This window comes from Herbaspirillum huttiense, assembly GCF_004367745.1.
Lineage (GTDB): Bacteria > Pseudomonadota > Gammaproteobacteria > Burkholderiales > Burkholderiaceae_D > Herbaspirillum > Herbaspirillum huttiense.
Genome location: NZ_CP037993.1, coordinates 1,865,636 through 1,880,880 on the forward strand (window position 1 = coordinate 1,865,636; position 15,245 = coordinate 1,880,880).

A 15,245-nucleotide genomic window follows, 5' to 3' on the forward strand; every position below is an offset into this window, starting at 1 on the left:
TCGCGCTCAGCCGCGATCCTTGCGATACCCCAGCGCCGAGGAAATCTGGCTGGCCGTGCTGACCAGGTCATCCACCCATTCATCCTGCAGGCGGTCGGCCGGGGCCGAGATCGACAGGCCCGCCACCAGCTTGCCGCTGTCGTCGCAGATGCCGGCGGCCATGCAGCGCACGCCCAGTTCCAGTTCCTCGTTGTCACGCGCATAACCCAGCGCGCGCACCATCGACAGCTCGCGCTCCAGCTTGGTCAGATCGGTAATGGAATTCTTGTTGTGGCCAGCCAGCCCGGTGCGGGTGGCATAGGCGCGCACGTTCTTGGGATCGTCCACCGACAGGAACAGCTTGCCGGTCGAGGTCAGGTGCAGCGGCGCGCGGCCGCCGATGGCGCGCACCACCTGCATGCCGGAACGTTCAGAAAAGGAGCGGTCGATATAAACGATTTCATCGGCCTGCCGCACCGACAGGTTGATCGTCTGGTGCGTCTTGCGATGCAGCGCCCGCATGAAGTCCAGCGCTGCTTCCCGCACCGACAGCCGGCTCTTGACGATATTGCCCAGTTCCAGCAGGCGCATGCCCAGACGATAGGTGCCCGGTTCCACGCGGTCAACGAAGCGCTTCACGACCAGGTCGTTGAGGATGCGGTGCGCCGTCGACGGATGCAGGTCGGTCGCCGCCGACAATTCCTTCAGGCTCACCGGGTCGGGATACTCCGCCAGCGCGTCGAGCAGCGACACCATGCGCTCGATGACCTGGATTGAAATCTGTTCTGTCTCGCCTGCAGCTTCTTTTTTCATGGCGCGGCCTGGTGCGTTGCAATATGAAGGTTATACCACAATGTGAAAAGAACAAAAAGTCCGGTCGTGCTTTTCTTGCGTGACGAGAGCTTCACATAGCCCGATGTGAGGGCCGGAAAGCCGCGTCGGGCGGGGAGGGCAGCCTGGTACGATTTCAGCACGCTCGTCCCCTCAACCAAGACTTTGGTTATATAGACCGGGATCCTTATTCCGGCGCCGTGTTCTTTCATATCTGTTTTTCGCATATCGAGAGAAGAAAGTATTCGTTCTTTTTGGTCTGCAGGCTCATTAACCTGTGTGCTCCAAAACAACAGAACATGCGGGAACGGATATGCTGAAGAAGATCATCAAATCGGTCGCCGCCGCCCTGGTGCTGGCGCAAGCCGCCTCGCTGGCGCACGCGGCCGATATTTCGCTGCTCAATGTCTCTTATGACCCGACGCGCGAACTCTACGCCGACTACAACAAGGCCTTCGCCAAGTACTGGAAGGAAAAGTCCGGCGACAACGTCACCATCAAGGCTTCTCACGGCGGTTCCGGCAAGCAGGGCCGATCGGTGATCGACGGCATCGACGCTGACGTGGTGACCCTGGCCCTGGCCTACGACATCGACGAAATCTCGGAAAAGGCCAAGCTGCTGCCGGCCGACTGGCAAAAGCGCCTGCCGCACAACAGCTCGCCCTACACCTCCACCATCGTGTTCCTGGTGCGCAAGGGCAATCCCAAGGGCATCAAGGACTGGGGCGACCTGATCAAGCCGGGCGTCTCCGTCATCACCCCCAACCCCAAGACCTCGGGCGGTGCCCGCTGGAACTACCTGGCGGCCTGGGCCTATGCCAAGCAGAAGGGCGGTAGCGACGACGCCGCCCGCGACTACATCGCCAAGCTCTTCAAGAACGTGCCGGTGCTGGATTCCGGTGCCCGTGGCGCCACCATCACCTTCGTCGAGCGCGGCATCGGTGACGTGCTGCTGGCCTGGGAAAACGAAGCCCTGATTTCGCTCAAAGAATGGGGTCCGGACAAGTTCGACATCGTCGCTCCTTCGGTTTCCATCCTGACCGAGCCGCCGGTGGCCGTGGTGGACAAGGTGGCAGACCGTCGCGGTACCCGCAAGGTGGCCGAGGAATACCTGAAGTACCTGTACTCGGAACAGGGCCAGGAAATCATCGCCAAGAACTACTACCGTCCCATCGATCCCAAGATCGCTGCCAAGTACGCTTCGCAATTCCCCAAGCTGAACCTGGTGACCATCGACAAGGATTTCGGCGGCTGGCAGAAGGCGCAGAAGACGCACTTTGCTGACGGCGGTACTTTCGACCAGCTCTACGCACCCAACAAGAAGTGACCTGAACCTGCAAGAGGGACCGGCCCGGCCGGTTCCATCCACCCCTGAGCACAAGCACACGACATGACCATCCTGTTACTGGCCGGCAGCCCCTCGGCACCCTCCCGTTCCACCCGTCTGCTGCACCACGTCGGCGACAAGCTGGCCCATCTGGGCCACCGCTATGCGCGCCTGGATGTGCGCGACCTGCCGGGGCAGGCCATCCTGCGCGCCGACTGGAACGATCCGGACATCAAGGCGGCCCTGGCTACCGTCGAAGAAGCCTCGGCCGTGGTGGTCGCCACCCCGGTCTACAAGGCGGCCTACAGCGGCATCCTGAAGGCTTTCCTGGACCTGCTGCCGCAGTTCGGCCTGACCAACAAGCTGGTGCTGCCCCTGGCCACCGGTGGCAGCCAGTCGCACATGCTGGCACTGGACTATGCGCTGCGCCCGGTGCTGTCGTCGCTGAACCCCAAGCACGTGCTGCCCAGCATCTACGCCACCGAGGCGCAGGTCACCTGGAGTGAAGAAAACGGCCTGGTGCTGGATGCGCCCATCGAAGCCCGCGTCAATGAAGGCGTGGAGCAGCTCTCGGCCAGCCTGCAAGCGCTGCACAAGATCGCACCTGAAGAATTCCGCGAGATTCCGTTCTCGCAGCTGCAGTACAGCGTTTCGTACTGAGCTGAAGCTGGCCGGCCCTGATCCGGCAGCGCAATCCGACTTGCAAAAAGAACCGGCTGGTAGAGCGGATGGCCCTCTGCACGCCCGCATTCTGGAATCTGGAGAAAACATCGTGTCCGCCAACAAGAACAAGACCATTCATTTCCCGCGTCGCCGCACCCTGCAGCGCCTCTCGGCCATCGCCTTGGGCGCACTGGCCTTCTCTCTGGGCACAGCCCCGGTGCAGGCGCAGGAAACCAAACTGCTGCGCATCGGCTATCAGAAAGCCGCCAATACCTTGGTGCTGCTCAAAGCCCACGGCGCGCTGGAAAAGCGCCTGCAGCCGCTGGGCGTGGAAGTGAAGTGGGCAGAGTTCGCGGCCGGTCCGCAACTGCTGGAAGCGCTCAACGTCGGCTCGGTCGATTTCGGCTACGTCGGTGAAGCACCGCCGGTCTTTGCGCAAGCGGCCGGTGCCGACTTCGTCTACACCGCCTATGAAATCCCGACCCCGGAGGCCGAAGGCCTGCTGGTGCAAAAGGATTCACCCATCAAGAGCGTGGCCGAACTGAAGGGCAAGAAGATCGCCTTCAACAAGGGTTCGGACGTGCATTGGCTGGTAGTGGCTTTGCTCAAGAAAGCCGGCCTGCAGTACAGCGACATCCAGCCGGTCTACCTGGCCCCGGCAGACGCCCGTGCCGCCTTCGAACGCGGTGCGGTCGATGCCTGGGCGATCTGGGATCCGTTCCAGGCCGCCGCTGAAAAGCAGGTCGGCGCACGCCGCCTGGCCTCGGGCGTGGGGGCGGTCAGTCACCACCAGTTCTTCCTGAGCGCACGTCCCTTCGCGTCCAAGAATCCGCAGGTCGAGAAGATCCTGCTGGAAGAGATCACCCGTGAAGGTGAATGGGTTCGTACCCACACCGCTGAAGCCGCCGCCCAGTTGGCGCCCATCCAGGGCCTGGATGCCGACATCATCCAGACCGGCCTGAAGCGCTATGCCCACGTCTACAAGCCGGTCGATGCCCAGGTGCTGGCCGAGCAGCAGAAGATCGCCGACGCCTTCTTTGAACTCAAGCTGATCCCCAAGCAGCTCAAGGTCAGCGACGCCGTCCTCAAATAAACAACACTGACATCGACCACCTCTAGTCCAGCAGCTCAGGAGTCAAGCATGAACGTTTTCTGGTTTATCCCTACTCACGGCGACAGCCGCTATCTCGGCACCTCCGAAGGTGCGCGCCCGGTGACCCATGACTACATGAAACAGATTGCCGTGGCGGCCGATACCCTGGGCTACGATGGCGTGCTGCTGCCCACGGGACGTTCCTGCGAAGACGCCTGGGTAGCTGCAGCCAGCCTGATCGATGCGACACAGCGCCTGAAATTCCTGGTGGCAGTGCGTCCCGGCCTGACGGCACCGACCCTGTCGGCGCGCATGGCCGCGACCTTCGACCGCCTCTCCAATGGCCGTCTGCTCATCAACGTGGTCACCGGTGGCGATCCGGTCGAGCAGGAGAGCGATGGCATCTTCGGCAGCCATGCCGAGCGCTATGAAGTGTCCGACGAATTCCTCAAGATCTGGCGCGACGTGCTGGCCAAGACCCACACCGGCGAAGAAACCAACTTCGAGGGCAAGCACCTCAGCGTCAAGGGCGCCAAGGCACTCTATCCTCCGGTGCAGGCACCGTATCCGCCGCTGTACTTCGGTGGCTCCTCGGACGAAGCCATCGACCTGGCCGCCGAACAGGTCGACGTCTACCTGACCTGGGGCGAACCGCCGGCCGCCGTGGCCGAAAAAATTGCCCGCGTGCGCGAACGCGCCGCCAAGGCCGGCCGCACGCTGCGCTTCGGCATCCGCCTGCACGTGATCGTGCGCGATACCAATGAAGCCGCCTGGCGCGCCGCCGACGAACTCATCAGCCGCCTGGATGACGAGACCATCGCCAAGGCCCAGGCCAACTTCGCCCGCATGGATTCGGAAGGGCAGCGCCGCATGGCCGCCCTGCACGGCGGCCGTCGCGACAAGCTGGAAGTGAGCCCCAACCTGTGGGCCGGCGTCGGCCTGGTACGCGGCGGTGCCGGTACCGCGCTGGTGGGTGATGGCCCGACCGTGGCTGCCCGTATCAAGGAGTATGCGGACCTGGGTATCGATACCTTCATCCTCTCCGGCTATCCGCACCTGGAAGAATCCTACCGGTTTGCCGAACTGGTATTCCCGCTGCTGCCGCGCGCCCAGCGCGAAGGCCTGGCCGGCCACAACCTGACCGGTCCCTTCGGCGAGATCGTCGGCAATACCGAACTGCCCAAGCCCGCGCCGGTGCGCGTGTCGGCAAGCTGAGGCCAGCATGACCAGTGCAACCAATACCGTGCTCGCCAGCACTGCGCCGCAAGAGCAGGCGCGTCCCAAGGCCGCTGCCAGGGCCGCACGCAAGCCGCGTGGTACCTGGGTCGGCTGGCTGCTGCCCTTGCTACTGCTGGTGTGGTGGGAGATCGCCGCGCAGGCCGGCTGGCTGTCCAGCCGCATCCTGCCGGAACCGTTCGCGGTCCTGAAGGCGGCGTGGAATCTGTCCGCCTCCGGTGAGTTGTGGCGTCACCTGGCCGTCTCCAGCGGCCGTGCCGCTTCCGGCTTTGCGGTCGGCGCAGGGCTCGGTCTGATTCTGGGTCTGCTCTCCGGCAGCCTGCGTTCAGCCGAACTGCTGCTCGATACCACCCTGCAGATGGTGCGCAACATTCCGGCACTGGCCCTGATCCCGCTGGTGATCCTGTGGTTCGGCATCGACGAGACGGCCAAGCTGTTCTTGGTCTCGGTGGGCGTGTTCTTCCCGGTCTATCTGAATACCTTCCACGGCATCCGCTCGGTGGACCAGGGTTTGATCGAGATGGCCAAGAGCTACGGCCTGTCGGGCTGGCCGCTGTATCGCGACGTGATCCTGCCGGGCGCCTTGCCCTCCATCCTGGTCGGCCTGCGCTTTGCGCTGGGCCTGGTGTGGGTGCTGCTGATCGTGGCCGAGACCATCTCGGCGCAGGCCGGCATCGGCTACATGACCATGAATGCCCGCGAATTCCTGCAGACCGACGTGGTGCTGGTGGGCATCCTGCTCTACGCCTTGCTGGGCAAGCTGGCCGATACCGCGGCGCGGGCACTGGAACGCTACTTCCTGCGCTGGCACCCCGGCTACCAATGACGAGCTCCATGAATGCATCAGGAAACCATCATGCGCAATGACACCCAGGAACACCAGCAAGTCAGCCGTGCCGCCGGCCGGGGCGTAGGCCTCAGGCTGCGCGCCTTGTCGAAGTCCTTCAGCGGACGCACGGTGCTGCACGACATCGACCTCGACATCGAACCCGGCGAATTCGTCGCCATCGTCGGCCGCAGCGGCTGCGGCAAGAGCACCTTGCTGCGCCTGGTGGCCCAGCTCGATGGCGCCAGCGGCGGCGAGGTCGTCTATGAACACGAAGGCAGCGGCGAGCCCGAGATCCGCATCATGTTCCAGGATGCGCGCCTGCTGCCCTGGAAGCGGGTGCAGGCCAACGTCGCGCTGGGCTTGCCCAGGCAGGCCGCGCCGCAGGCACTCCATGCCCTGCGCCAGGTCGGCCTGGACCAGCGTGCCGGCGAATGGCCGGCGGTGCTCTCCGGCGGCCAGCGCCAGCGCGTGGCCCTGGCGCGTGCGCTGGTCCATGACCCGCAATTGCTGCTGCTGGACGAACCGCTGGGCGCGCTCGATGCGCTCACCCGCATCGAGATGCAGGCCCTGATCGAGTCGCTCTGGCGCGAACGCGGTTTCACCGCCTTGCTGGTGACCCACGACGTGCAGGAAGCCATCGCCCTGGCCGATCGCGTGCTGCTGATCGAGGATGGCCACGTGGCGCTGGACCAGCGCATCGAACTGGCGCGTCCGCGTTCACGCGGCCAGGCCCAGTTTGCCGCGCTGGAAGAAGCCATCCTGGCGCGCGTGCTGCGGCACCCCGGCAGTGAGGCGGCTACGGAGCCATCTGAAGATTTCTTCACGCCACGCGGCGTACATCAGGTGCAGTGGGCGGTGTGAGTTTGACCGCCATGAAAGATTCATCCGTTTTGGCCAAGTTGTGCCACGGTTACCGTTCGTCCTGAGTAGCGGCATAGCCGCGTATCGAAGGCGCGCCTGTGTGTCTTCGATACGGCCCTCACGGGCCTACTCAGTCCGAACGGCTTCTGATGGATTACGTACAGTTTTTTTTAGAGTTTTATCCGATTTGATTTCAACCCATGCGGCGCGGCAGGTGCCGACGCCGTTTCATCAAGGAGCAGAGCATGACCATTCAAGCAATCAACGTCCGTAACCAGTTCAAGGGCAAGGTCAAGGCCATCATCGAAGGTTCGGTGGTGTCCGAAGTGGATGTGGAAACCCCGGCCGGTATCGTGACCTCGGTCATCACCACCCGCTCCGTGAAGGACCTGGGCCTGACCATCGGCAGCGAAGTGGTGGCACTGGTCAAGGCCACCGAAGTCTCGATCGCCAAGCTGTGATCGTCTGGCCGTCCTGGCCGGTGATGCCGGCCGGGCGGTGTCTTTTTTTCAGGAGCAGGCCCGATGGCATATCAGGCACTGAAGGCTTATCTGGCCCGCCTCGATGCGCAGCATACTGGCGGCACCCCGTCCGCCAAGGTCTGGCTGGATGAACAGGGGCGCGCCGCAGGGCGTTTTTTCAATACGTCGCTGACCTCGGCCTTCCAGCCGGTGCGCAGCTTCGACGATGGCCACATCGTCGCCTGCGAGGCCTTCGCCCGCAGTCACTCGGCCGTCGACGACGGCCTGCACTTGTGGAAACTGCTGGACCAGGCCGCCAGCGACGACGAGTCGGTGGAACTGGACCGGCTGTGCCGCATGCTGCACGCCATCAACTATTACCGCCAGGTCGGCGAAGACGCGCCGGAACTGCACCTCTCGGTGCACGCGCGCCTGCTGGCCGCCGTCAACAACAATCACGGCGTGGCCTATCGCCGCATCCTGGCTGCGCTGGAACTGCCGCACGAACGCATCGTGCTGCAACTGCCGGTGGTCACGCCCAACCAGCGCTGGCTGCTCAATTACGTGCTGGACAACTATCGCCGCAACGGTTTCCGCCTGGGCGTTTCGGCCAACAGCCCGCTGGAAGCACTGGGCCTGCTGGACAAGGTCAAGCCGGATCTCATCAAGGTCGATGCGCGCGAGCTGGCTGATCCCGACAGCGCGGCTTTGCTGCTGCTGCGGGCGGCCGAGCAGGGGGTGCGCATCTTCTTCAAACGGGTCGAAAACAAGGAAGTGTTCGACAAACTGGCCTGGTACTGTCAGGCACTGGCCCAGTCCACTTTGGCCCAAGGCTATCTGTGGGATGTACCGGCCGCACGCCTGCCGGACACCTTGCTTGGCCTGAAGGATGCCGCGTAAGGCATACTGCATGACTTCATCACTCGCTGCGGGGCCTGCATGAGTCTGACTTCTCCTTCTTCCACCACACCGGCCCGGCTGGCGGATTTCCGCGTGCTGGTGGCGCCTGGCCTCTCCGACAGCGGCCCGGAACACTGGCAATCGCGCTGGCAGCGGCTCTATCCCGCCTTCGAACGGGTCAAGCAGGATGATTGGGAAACTCCGGACCTGCCGCGCTGGTCGGCCCGCCTGGGCGAAGTGCTGGCGCGCGATGGCCGCCCTACGGTGATCGTGGCGCACAGCTTCGGGTGTCTCACCACCGTGCATCGGACGGCGGCCTTGCAAGCGGCCTCCGAGGGTTCCGCGCATCCCATCGTGGCGGCCTTGCTGGTGGCGCCGGCCGATCCGGTCAAGTTCAGCCTGAGCGCAGCGGTGCGCCACAAGCTGCCGTATCCGGCATTGGTCGTGGGCAGCGACAACGATCCCTGGATGAGTGCCGAGCGCGCCCGCCACTGGGCCGAAGCCTGGGGCGCGCAGTTCCGCTCGGTGGGCGCGCGCGGGCATATCAACTCCGAATCGGGCCTGGGCGACTGGACCGAAGGGCAGCAGTGGCTGCTGGAGCTGCTCGAACGCATCGCCTGAAGCTTTTTTCTTCACCTCTCCATGAGCGCATAAAGACGGATTCAAGCCCGGCTTTATGCGCTTTTCTTCTAAGGACATGCAAAAAGCTTCGTTCTCTTTATAACTATCGGATGCGAATATCGCTCACCTATAGTCGCATTTGTAATAACAAGAGAACGACATGTCCGCATCCCCTGTTTCCCTTGCCGCCCCCGGGGCCGCGCCAGCCCGCTCGGCGGGCAGCGCCAACCGGCGCGTATTGCCCGGTTTCCGGCTGTCGCTGGGCTTCACCATCTTCTACCTGGCGCTGATCGTGCTGATCCCGCTGTCGGCGCTGTTTTTGAAGACCTTCACCCTGACCTGGGGCGGCTTCATCGACGCGGTGACTTCGCCCCGGGTGATGGCGTCCTATCGCCTGAGCTTTGGTGTCTCGCTGATCGGTGCCTTCCTCAACGTGATCTTCGGCGGCATCGTGGCCTGGGTGCTGGTGCGATATCGTTTCCCCGGCAAGCGCATCATTGATGCCCTGGTGGACTTGCCCTTCGCCCTGCCCACGGCGGTGGCCGGCATCGCCCTGACCACGCTGTATTCGCAGAATGGCTGGCTGGGCAAGCTGCTGGCACCCCTGGGCATCAAGGTCGCCTTCACTCCGCTGGGCGTGCTGGTGGCGCTGACCTTCATCGGCCTGCCTTTTGTCGTGCGTACCGTGCAGCCGGTGCTGGAAGAAGCCGAGCGCGAGCTCGAAGAAGCCGCCGCCAGCCTTGGTGCCAGCCGCTGGCAGACCTTTACCAAGGTGATCTTCCCGACCGTGCTGCCGGCCTTGCTGACCGGTTTTGCGCTGGCCTTTGCGCGCGCCTCGGGGGAATACGGCTCGGTGGTCTTCATCGCCGGCAACATGCCCATGGTTTCTGAAATCACCCCTTTGTTCATCGTCACCAAGCTGGAGCAGTACGACTATGCCGGTGCGACCGCCATTGCGATGGTCATGCTGCTGGTTTCCTTCATCCTGCTGTTGACCATCAACCTGCTGCAAGCCTGGACCCGCAAGCGCGGCCAGTCGGAAAGGACCTGAGATGAGCGCTGCCCCCATTTCCGCTGCCCCGCAAGCCAACGCGATTGCCCGTGGCGAGCCGCCGCTGACCCCCGGCGCCATCACCGAACCCTGGTGGGTGCGTGTGCTGCTGATCGGCATCGCACTGGCTTTCCTGACCCTGTTCCTGTTCGTGCCGCTGGTGGCGGTGTTCTACGAAGCGCTGCGCAAGGGCTGGGATGTCTACGTGGCGTCCATCACCGAGCCTGACGCCTGGTCTGCCATCAAGCTGACCCTGCTCGCTGCCGCCATCGCCGTGCCGCTGAACCTGGTCTTTGGCGTGGCGGCCGCGTGGGCGATTGCCAAGTTCGAGTTCCGTGGCAAGAACGTGCTGCTGACCCTGATCGACCTGCCGTTCTCGGTCTCGCCGGTGATCTCGGGCCTGATCTACGTGCTGCTGTTCGGCCTGCAGGGCTACTTCGGCCCCTGGCTGCGCGAGCATGACATCAAGATCCTGTTCGCCGTGCCGGGCATCGTGCTGGCCACGATCTTCGTGACCTTCCCCTTCGTGGCGCGCGAACTGATCCCGCTGATGCAGTCGCAGGGCAGCGAGGAGGAAGAAGCCGCGCTGGTGCTGGGCGCCTCCGGCTGGCGTACTTTCTGGCACGTCACGCTGCCCAACATCAAGTGGGGCCTGCTGTATGGCGTGATCCTCTGCAATGCGCGCGCCATGGGAGAGTTCGGTGCCGTCTCGGTGGTCTCCGGCCACATTCGCGGCGAGACCAACACCATCCCGCTGCAGGTCGAAATCCTCTACAACGAATTCAACATCACCGGCGCCTTCGCCGTGGCGTCGCTGCTGGCCTTCCTGGCCGTGGTCACGCTGGCCATCAAGAGCGTCATCGAGTGGCGGCTGCACCAGCAGCACAGCGCCAGCGAACAAGTCTAAGGAGTCATCATGAGCATCGAAGTCCATCACATCCAGAAGCGTTTCGGCAGCTTCACTGCGCTCAACGACGTATCCCTCAATTTCCCGGCGGGCGAACTGACGGCCTTGCTGGGCCCCTCCGGCTGCGGCAAGACCACGCTCTTGCGCATCATCGCCGGTCTCGAATCGCCTGATTCGGGCCAGGTGCTGCTCGATGGCGAAGACGCCTCGGCGCGCCACGTGCGCGAACGCCAGGTCGGTTTCGTGTTCCAGCACTATGCGCTGTTCAAGCACATGACCGTCTTCGAGAACATCGCCTTCGGCCTGCGCGTGAAACCGCGCGCCCAGCGTCCCTCGGAAGCGGTCATCCGCGAGAAGGTCAAGCGTCTGCTGGAACTGGTGCAGCTGGACTGGCTGGCCGACCGCTATCCGCCGCAACTCTCCGGCGGCCAGCGCCAGCGTATCGCGCTGGCCCGCGCACTGGCCGTGGAGCCGCGCGTGCTGCTGCTGGACGAACCCTTCGGCGCGCTCGATGCCAAGGTGCGCAAGGAACTGCGCCGCTGGCTGCGCCGCCTGCACGATGAACTGCACGTCACCAGCATCTTCGTGACCCACGACCAGGAAGAAGCCCTGGAAGTGGCCGACCAGGTGGTGCTGATGAACAAGGGGCAAGTGGAGCAGATCGGCACGCCCGAGACCGTGTACAACCATCCTGCTTCGCCCTTCGTCTACGGCTTCCTGGGCAATGTGAACCTGTTCCATGGCCGCCTGCATGAAGGCGTGCTGGATGCGGGCGGTGCGCGCTTCGAGGCCCCCGGCCACGGCGATATCCGCGATGCGGCCGGTGTCGGTTTCGTGCGGCCGCATGACCTGGACGTGGAGCGCTACTCGCCCGGCGCCGAAGGCATCGTGGTGCAATTGCGCCGCTCGCATGCCATCGGTCCGCTGGCGCAACTGGAACTGGAGCGCGATGACAATGCCGAGCTGATCGAGGCCGTCATCCCCAATGAACGTTTCGCGCAACTGGGCCTGAAGAATGGCGAGACGCTGGTCGTGCGTCCACGCCGCCTGCAGGTCTTTGCGCAACAACAAGGAGGGCCGGGACGATGAATTTCCAGCAGCTGCGTTCCATCCGCGAAGCCGCGCGTTGCGGCTTCAACCTGACCGAAGTGGCCAACGTGCTCTTCACCTCGCAACCGGGCGTGAGCCGCCAGATCCGCGAGCTCGAAGAAGAGCTGGGCGTGGAAATCTTCGAGCGCAACGGCAAGCGCCTGACCGGCCTGACCGAACCCGGCAAGGGCATCCTCGGCATCGTCGAGCGGCTCCTGCTGGAAGCCGAGAACCTGCGCCGCGCCAGCAAGGAATACGCCGGCGAGCAGAGCGGCACGCTCTCCATCGCCACCACCCACACCCAGGCGCGCTACGTGCTGCCGCGCGTGGTGCAGGCCTTCCGCGATGCGTTCCCGCAGGTGCGCATCGCCCTGCAGCAGAGCGCCCCGGAACACATCGCCGAATGGGTCATCTCGGGCAAGGCCGACATCGGCATCGCCACCGAGGGCCTGTCGCAATTCAAGGAACTGGTGTCATTCCCCTGCTATACCTGGAGCCACGTGATCGTGGTGCCGCAAGGCCATCCGCTGCTGGGGCTGGAACAGGTCACGCTGGAGGATCTGGGTACCTGGCCGCTGATCACCTATGACGTCGGCTTTACCGGCCGTGGCCACATCGACGAAGCCTTCCGCCAGGCCGGCATCGAACCCGACATCGTGCTCACCGCCATGGATTCGGACGTGATCCAGCAATACGTCTCGCTGGGCATGGGCGTGGGCCTGGTGGCCTCGATGGCGGTGGACCAGGGCAAGCACTCGGAGATGGTGGCCATCAATGCCTCCCACCTGTTCAAGGCCAATATCGCCCGGCTGGCGGTGCGGCGCGGTGCCTACCTGCGCGGCTATGCCTTCGATTTCATCCAGCAGTTTGCACCGGATCTCAAGCGCGCCGACATCGTCAATGCGCTCAATGAGGCCAACGCCCAGGCTTGAACCCGGCGCGCATCAACTGGTATCAGAGGTTCTTGCGATAGACGATGAAGCCGGAGTCCACCGCCAGGTGGTCGTACAGCTTGCGTGCCGTGGCATTGCTGTGATGGGTGTGCCAGTACACTCGCTCGGCACCGTCCGCTGCGGCGTACCGGTACAGTTCTTCGATCGGTGCACGTCCCACGCCACGGCCGCGCGCGGCTTCGGTGGTGAAGAGGTCCTGCAGGTAGCAGGTGGGGCCGATCAGGATGGTGTTGCGGTGATAGAGGTAGTGCGCCAGTCCCAGCAGCCGTCCATCGGATTCGGCCACCAGGGCATGCACCGGCTCATCGGCCGCATGGATGCGTGACCAGGTGGACTGGGTGATGGCCAGGGGCAGGGCGGTGGCGCCACTGCGGCCGTAGAAGGCATTGTAGTCGTCCCACAGGATCTTCCATTGCGGGTAGTCGTCCTGGCGGGCGTGGCGGATGTGCAGGGCTTCGGGGTGCTGCGGATCGGGCATGGCGACTCCTGGCGTCTGAGATCGCAGTATAGCCGTACCGGGCCAGTTTCCCGGAGTGTCAGGACAAAGGCCGGACAGTGTTTGCGCACTGTCCGGCCTTTGTCATTGCGGGCAGGGTGATGCCGCTTACACCGTGCGGGTCGGTGTCGTGGTGAAGGTACTGGTATCTGTACTGCTGGGCTGTGCGGAAGTGGACTGGGCCACTTGGGTGGACTGTCCGGCGGCTTTCAGGACGTCATTGAAATTGACGGCCGGCTTCTTCGCAGCCTGCTGGCCGCCTGCCGGTGCGTTGCCGTGATAGACGGCGGAAATGGAATTGGTCGACATGCGTGCACTCCTCAAGTAAGGCTGTCCCCCGGGCCAGCGCCCAGACCGGTATTGCCGGGGCAGTATAGGGGCGCACCATGAGGCTGCTGCGTCGGTTTACCGAAACTTGCGCATCTTTACCTGTTCGGCGTGGACGTGGCGCTGCTTACTTGCGCAAGCGTGCGGCGCACTGGTCGCGCAGGCGGGTGTCTTCGGGCGCATCGTCGTCGGCGGGCGGGGCCGCAGTGACTGTGGCGGGATGCGCACACTGGCGATAGCGCATCACATAGCGTTCAAATTCGGCGCGCGCCTGGGCCTTGGGCAGACTGGCCAGTTTCAGGATGAAGCTGCGGCTGCCGATCTCGAAGTGCTGGTAATCGATGGGTTGTTTCCACTGGCCGCCCCAGACCAGGAATCCGTGTTCATAAAACACGCTGACCACCTCCTCGGCCATACCCGGCTGCAGGGGCGCGCGCTGCAGGTAGGCCGCGCCCTGCGGCGGCAGGACTTCCTGCTCGGGGCTGCCGGCCTTGCTCACATAGGGGTTCTGCAGCGGATTGATGTCGATGGCCGCGCCATAGGCGTGCTTGGACCAGCCACCGCCGCCGGTCATGGGCCTTCCATTGAAGGCCGAACTGTTGTTGGCGGCCATGGAGCGCTGGTCGTCGCCGTCATAGGCTTCCAGCCCCTGCGCCCCGGCCAGCGGGAAGGAGCGCAGCAGCAGTTCGCCGAACAGCGCCTCCACCTGCGGAGCCAGCGCGTCGAGCACCACCACGCTGCCCTGGCGGGTGGCCCCGCCGAAATCGGTGTAGTCGAAGCTGACCGTGGCCAGGCGCGTGCAGGGGACCGGATTGCCGGAGGTGATGACCTTGCTGGCCCGCATCTGGGCGCATTGCGCGGGGGAAACCGGCGTGATGTCGGCCTGGGCGGCCAGCGGCAGTGCCATCGCCAGCACGGTCGCGGGAAGGGCCAGCGCGCGGCGCAGGACGGTCAGGCGGGCGAGGGCAGGGGAGCGGGCGGTGAAGGTCATCATGGGAGGCGATGATACGGGTTTTCAGGGGGAAATGGTTTGTCAGGATTGTCATATTGCCTGTGATGGCTGACATCAAGATGCGCCGTTTTCTGACAGCGTGGGAACGGCGGAACGGGAATAATCGGTGTCCAGAAGCTGTCGAATTCCGGCAAGCACGTGCTTCGTGCCTGTTTGTCCGCATTTCGGCAAATCCCCCCTCAACAACTTTAGGAGGCAACATATGAAGATTCGCCACACCCTCTTGGCTGCCGCCGTGTTCACTGCTGTGCTGGCTGGTTGCAACAAGCGCGACGAAGCGCCTGCAACGCCTGCCGCCACCCCGCCGGCCGCTTCGGAACCGGCACCGGCAAGCAGCACCCCGACCACGCCGGCACCGGCTGATTCCGGTACGGCTGCGGGCTCGACCGCTACGCCGGCGACCCCGACTCCGACTGCGCCTTCGGATTCCTCGGCCACCACGCCGAGCACCCCGGCCGCTTCTGGCGACAGCGGTACGCAAAAGTAAACGCCTCACAACAAGAGCCAACAAGACGGCAAGCGCCGCACCCTCTCCCGCAGTGGGAACAGCACTGCATGCGCCGCGACAGGCAACTGTTGCGGCGTTTTCTTTTGGGGGCTGGAAAGGTG

18 protein-coding genes are annotated in these 15,245 nt (G+C 64.1%); 14 read left to right on the forward strand and 4 right to left on the reverse strand.

The window, feature by feature from the left end; all coding sequences use genetic code 11:
* Positions 1-6 precede the first annotated feature (6 nt).
* Positions 7-792: an IclR family transcriptional regulator gene (locus tag E2K99_RS08290; RefSeq protein ID WP_034329682.1), complete on the reverse strand. Its 786-nt coding sequence runs from the start codon at positions 790-792 to the stop codon at positions 7-9.
* A 331-nt stretch (positions 793-1,123) separates the two neighbouring features.
* Here E2K99_RS08290 and E2K99_RS08295 point away from each other — a divergent pair, with 331 nt between their 5' ends.
* The 13 genes from E2K99_RS08295 (at position 1,124) to E2K99_RS08355 (ending at position 12,780) form a co-directional block, all read left to right on the forward strand.
* Positions 1,124-2,137: a sulfate ABC transporter substrate-binding protein gene (locus E2K99_RS08295; protein ID WP_034329680.1), complete on the forward strand. Its 1,014-nt coding sequence runs from the start codon at positions 1,124-1,126 to the stop codon at positions 2,135-2,137.
* Between the two features lie 63 nt (positions 2,138-2,200).
* The gene (gene ssuE, locus E2K99_RS08300; RefSeq protein ID WP_034329678.1) at positions 2,201-2,797 is read left to right on the forward strand and encodes an NADPH-dependent FMN reductase; all 597 of its coding nucleotides are present in this window, start codon (positions 2,201-2,203) and stop codon (positions 2,795-2,797) included.
* Positions 2,798-2,909: 112 nt separating this feature from the next.
* On the forward strand, positions 2,910-3,893 hold the full coding sequence (locus E2K99_RS08305) for a sulfonate ABC transporter substrate-binding protein (RefSeq protein WP_134221934.1): 984 nt from the start codon (positions 2,910-2,912) through the stop codon (positions 3,891-3,893).
* Between the two features lie 48 nt (positions 3,894-3,941).
* The gene (gene ssuD / locus E2K99_RS08310; RefSeq protein ID WP_134221935.1) at positions 3,942-5,108 is read left to right on the forward strand and encodes an FMNH2-dependent alkanesulfonate monooxygenase; all 1,167 of its coding nucleotides are present in this window, start codon (positions 3,942-3,944) and stop codon (positions 5,106-5,108) included.
* A 7-nt stretch (positions 5,109-5,115) separates the two neighbouring features.
* Positions 5,116-5,955 (forward strand): aliphatic sulfonate ABC transporter permease SsuC, encoded by an 840-nt coding sequence (gene ssuC, locus E2K99_RS08315; RefSeq protein WP_134221936.1) that lies wholly within the window; start codon positions 5,116-5,118, stop codon positions 5,953-5,955.
* 30 nt (positions 5,956-5,985) lie between these two features.
* A complete protein-coding gene (locus E2K99_RS08320; protein ID WP_134221937.1) occupies positions 5,986-6,819 on the forward strand; it encodes an ATP-binding cassette domain-containing protein in 834 nt (277 codons plus the stop codon).
* Between the two features lie 245 nt (positions 6,820-7,064).
* Entirely contained in the window at positions 7,065-7,280 is a 216-nt protein-coding gene (locus tag E2K99_RS08325) for a TOBE domain-containing protein (protein WP_006464491.1), read from the forward strand.
* A gap of 63 nt (positions 7,281-7,343) precedes the next feature.
* On the forward strand, positions 7,344-8,180 hold the full coding sequence (locus tag E2K99_RS08330; RefSeq protein ID WP_134221938.1) for an EAL domain-containing protein: 837 nt from the start codon (positions 7,344-7,346) through the stop codon (positions 8,178-8,180).
* A gap of 39 nt (positions 8,181-8,219) precedes the next feature.
* Positions 8,220-8,801 carry an RBBP9/YdeN family alpha/beta hydrolase gene (locus tag E2K99_RS08335; RefSeq protein WP_134221939.1) on the forward strand — a complete coding sequence of 194 codons (582 nt, stop codon included), beginning with the start codon at positions 8,220-8,222 and terminating at the stop codon, positions 8,799-8,801.
* 160 nt (positions 8,802-8,961) lie between these two features.
* On the forward strand, positions 8,962-9,852 hold the full coding sequence (gene cysT, locus E2K99_RS08340; protein WP_134221940.1) for a sulfate ABC transporter permease subunit CysT: 891 nt from the start codon (positions 8,962-8,964) through the stop codon (positions 9,850-9,852).
* A gap of 1 nt (position 9,853) precedes the next feature.
* Complete coding sequence (cysW, locus tag E2K99_RS08345; RefSeq protein WP_134221941.1) at positions 9,854-10,759, forward strand: sulfate ABC transporter permease subunit CysW; 906 nt, start codon at positions 9,854-9,856, stop codon at positions 10,757-10,759.
* A 9-nt stretch (positions 10,760-10,768) separates the two neighbouring features.
* Positions 10,769-11,848 (forward strand): sulfate/molybdate ABC transporter ATP-binding protein, encoded by a 1,080-nt coding sequence (locus E2K99_RS08350; RefSeq protein WP_134221942.1) that lies wholly within the window; start codon positions 10,769-10,771, stop codon positions 11,846-11,848.
* Positions 11,845-12,780: a CysB family HTH-type transcriptional regulator gene (locus E2K99_RS08355; RefSeq protein ID WP_134221943.1), complete on the forward strand. Its 936-nt coding sequence runs from the start codon at positions 11,845-11,847 to the stop codon at positions 12,778-12,780. The genes E2K99_RS08350 and E2K99_RS08355 overlap by 4 nt, the downstream gene beginning before the upstream one ends.
* Before the next feature lie 22 nt (positions 12,781-12,802).
* Here E2K99_RS08355 and E2K99_RS08360 read toward each other — a convergent pair whose 3' ends face one another.
* The 3 genes from E2K99_RS08360 to E2K99_RS08370 form a co-directional block, all read right to left on the reverse strand.
* A complete protein-coding gene (locus E2K99_RS08360; RefSeq protein ID WP_134221944.1) occupies positions 12,803-13,279 on the reverse strand; it encodes a GNAT family N-acetyltransferase in 477 nt (158 codons plus the stop codon).
* 126 nt (positions 13,280-13,405) lie between these two features.
* Positions 13,406-13,606: a hypothetical protein gene (locus E2K99_RS08365; RefSeq protein WP_083859771.1), complete on the reverse strand. Its 201-nt coding sequence runs from the start codon at positions 13,604-13,606 to the stop codon at positions 13,406-13,408.
* A gap of 145 nt (positions 13,607-13,751) precedes the next feature.
* A complete protein-coding gene (locus tag E2K99_RS08370; RefSeq protein ID WP_134221945.1) occupies positions 13,752-14,618 on the reverse strand; it encodes a M15 family metallopeptidase in 867 nt (288 codons plus the stop codon).
* A 220-nt stretch (positions 14,619-14,838) separates the two neighbouring features.
* On the opposite strand from E2K99_RS08370, the gene E2K99_RS08375 reads away from it, so the two are divergent.
* Complete coding sequence (locus tag E2K99_RS08375; protein ID WP_134221946.1) at positions 14,839-15,123, forward strand: hypothetical protein; 285 nt, start codon at positions 14,839-14,841, stop codon at positions 15,121-15,123.
* The last annotated feature ends 122 nt before the right edge of the window (positions 15,124-15,245 follow it).

Excerpts from the sequence above, each read along its gene's own strand:
- E2K99_RS08290 (WP_034329682.1), bottom strand. The coding sequence starts at position 792 with ATGAAAAAAGAAGCTGCAGGCGAGACAGAACAGATTTCAATCCAGGTC.
- E2K99_RS08295 (WP_034329680.1), top strand. The coding sequence starts at position 1,124 with ATGCTGAAGAAGATCATCAAATCGGTCGCCGCCGCCCTGGTGCTGGCG.
- ssuE (WP_034329678.1), top strand. The coding sequence starts at position 2,201 with ATGACCATCCTGTTACTGGCCGGCAGCCCCTCGGCACCCTCCCGTTCC.
- ssuD (WP_134221935.1), top strand. The coding sequence starts at position 3,942 with ATGAACGTTTTCTGGTTTATCCCTACTCACGGCGACAGCCGCTATCTC.
- ssuC (WP_134221936.1), top strand. The coding sequence starts at position 5,116 with ATGACCAGTGCAACCAATACCGTGCTCGCCAGCACTGCGCCGCAAGAG.
- E2K99_RS08320 (WP_134221937.1), top strand. The coding sequence starts at position 5,986 with ATGCGCAATGACACCCAGGAACACCAGCAAGTCAGCCGTGCCGCCGGC.
- E2K99_RS08325 (WP_006464491.1), top strand. The coding sequence starts at position 7,065 with ATGACCATTCAAGCAATCAACGTCCGTAACCAGTTCAAGGGCAAGGTC.
- E2K99_RS08330 (WP_134221938.1), top strand. The coding sequence starts at position 7,344 with ATGGCATATCAGGCACTGAAGGCTTATCTGGCCCGCCTCGATGCGCAG.
- E2K99_RS08335 (WP_134221939.1), top strand. The coding sequence starts at position 8,220 with ATGAGTCTGACTTCTCCTTCTTCCACCACACCGGCCCGGCTGGCGGAT.
- cysT (WP_134221940.1), top strand. The coding sequence starts at position 8,962 with ATGTCCGCATCCCCTGTTTCCCTTGCCGCCCCCGGGGCCGCGCCAGCC.
- cysW (WP_134221941.1), top strand. The coding sequence starts at position 9,854 with ATGAGCGCTGCCCCCATTTCCGCTGCCCCGCAAGCCAACGCGATTGCC.
- E2K99_RS08350 (WP_134221942.1), top strand. The coding sequence starts at position 10,769 with ATGAGCATCGAAGTCCATCACATCCAGAAGCGTTTCGGCAGCTTCACT.
- E2K99_RS08355 (WP_134221943.1), top strand. The coding sequence starts at position 11,845 with ATGAATTTCCAGCAGCTGCGTTCCATCCGCGAAGCCGCGCGTTGCGGC.
- E2K99_RS08360 (WP_134221944.1), bottom strand. The coding sequence starts at position 13,279 with ATGCCCGATCCGCAGCACCCCGAAGCCCTGCACATCCGCCACGCCCGC.
- E2K99_RS08365 (WP_083859771.1), bottom strand. The coding sequence starts at position 13,606 with ATGTCGACCAATTCCATTTCCGCCGTCTATCACGGCAACGCACCGGCA.
- E2K99_RS08370 (WP_134221945.1), bottom strand. The coding sequence starts at position 14,618 with ATGATGACCTTCACCGCCCGCTCCCCTGCCCTCGCCCGCCTGACCGTC.
- E2K99_RS08375 (WP_134221946.1), top strand. The coding sequence starts at position 14,839 with ATGAAGATTCGCCACACCCTCTTGGCTGCCGCCGTGTTCACTGCTGTG.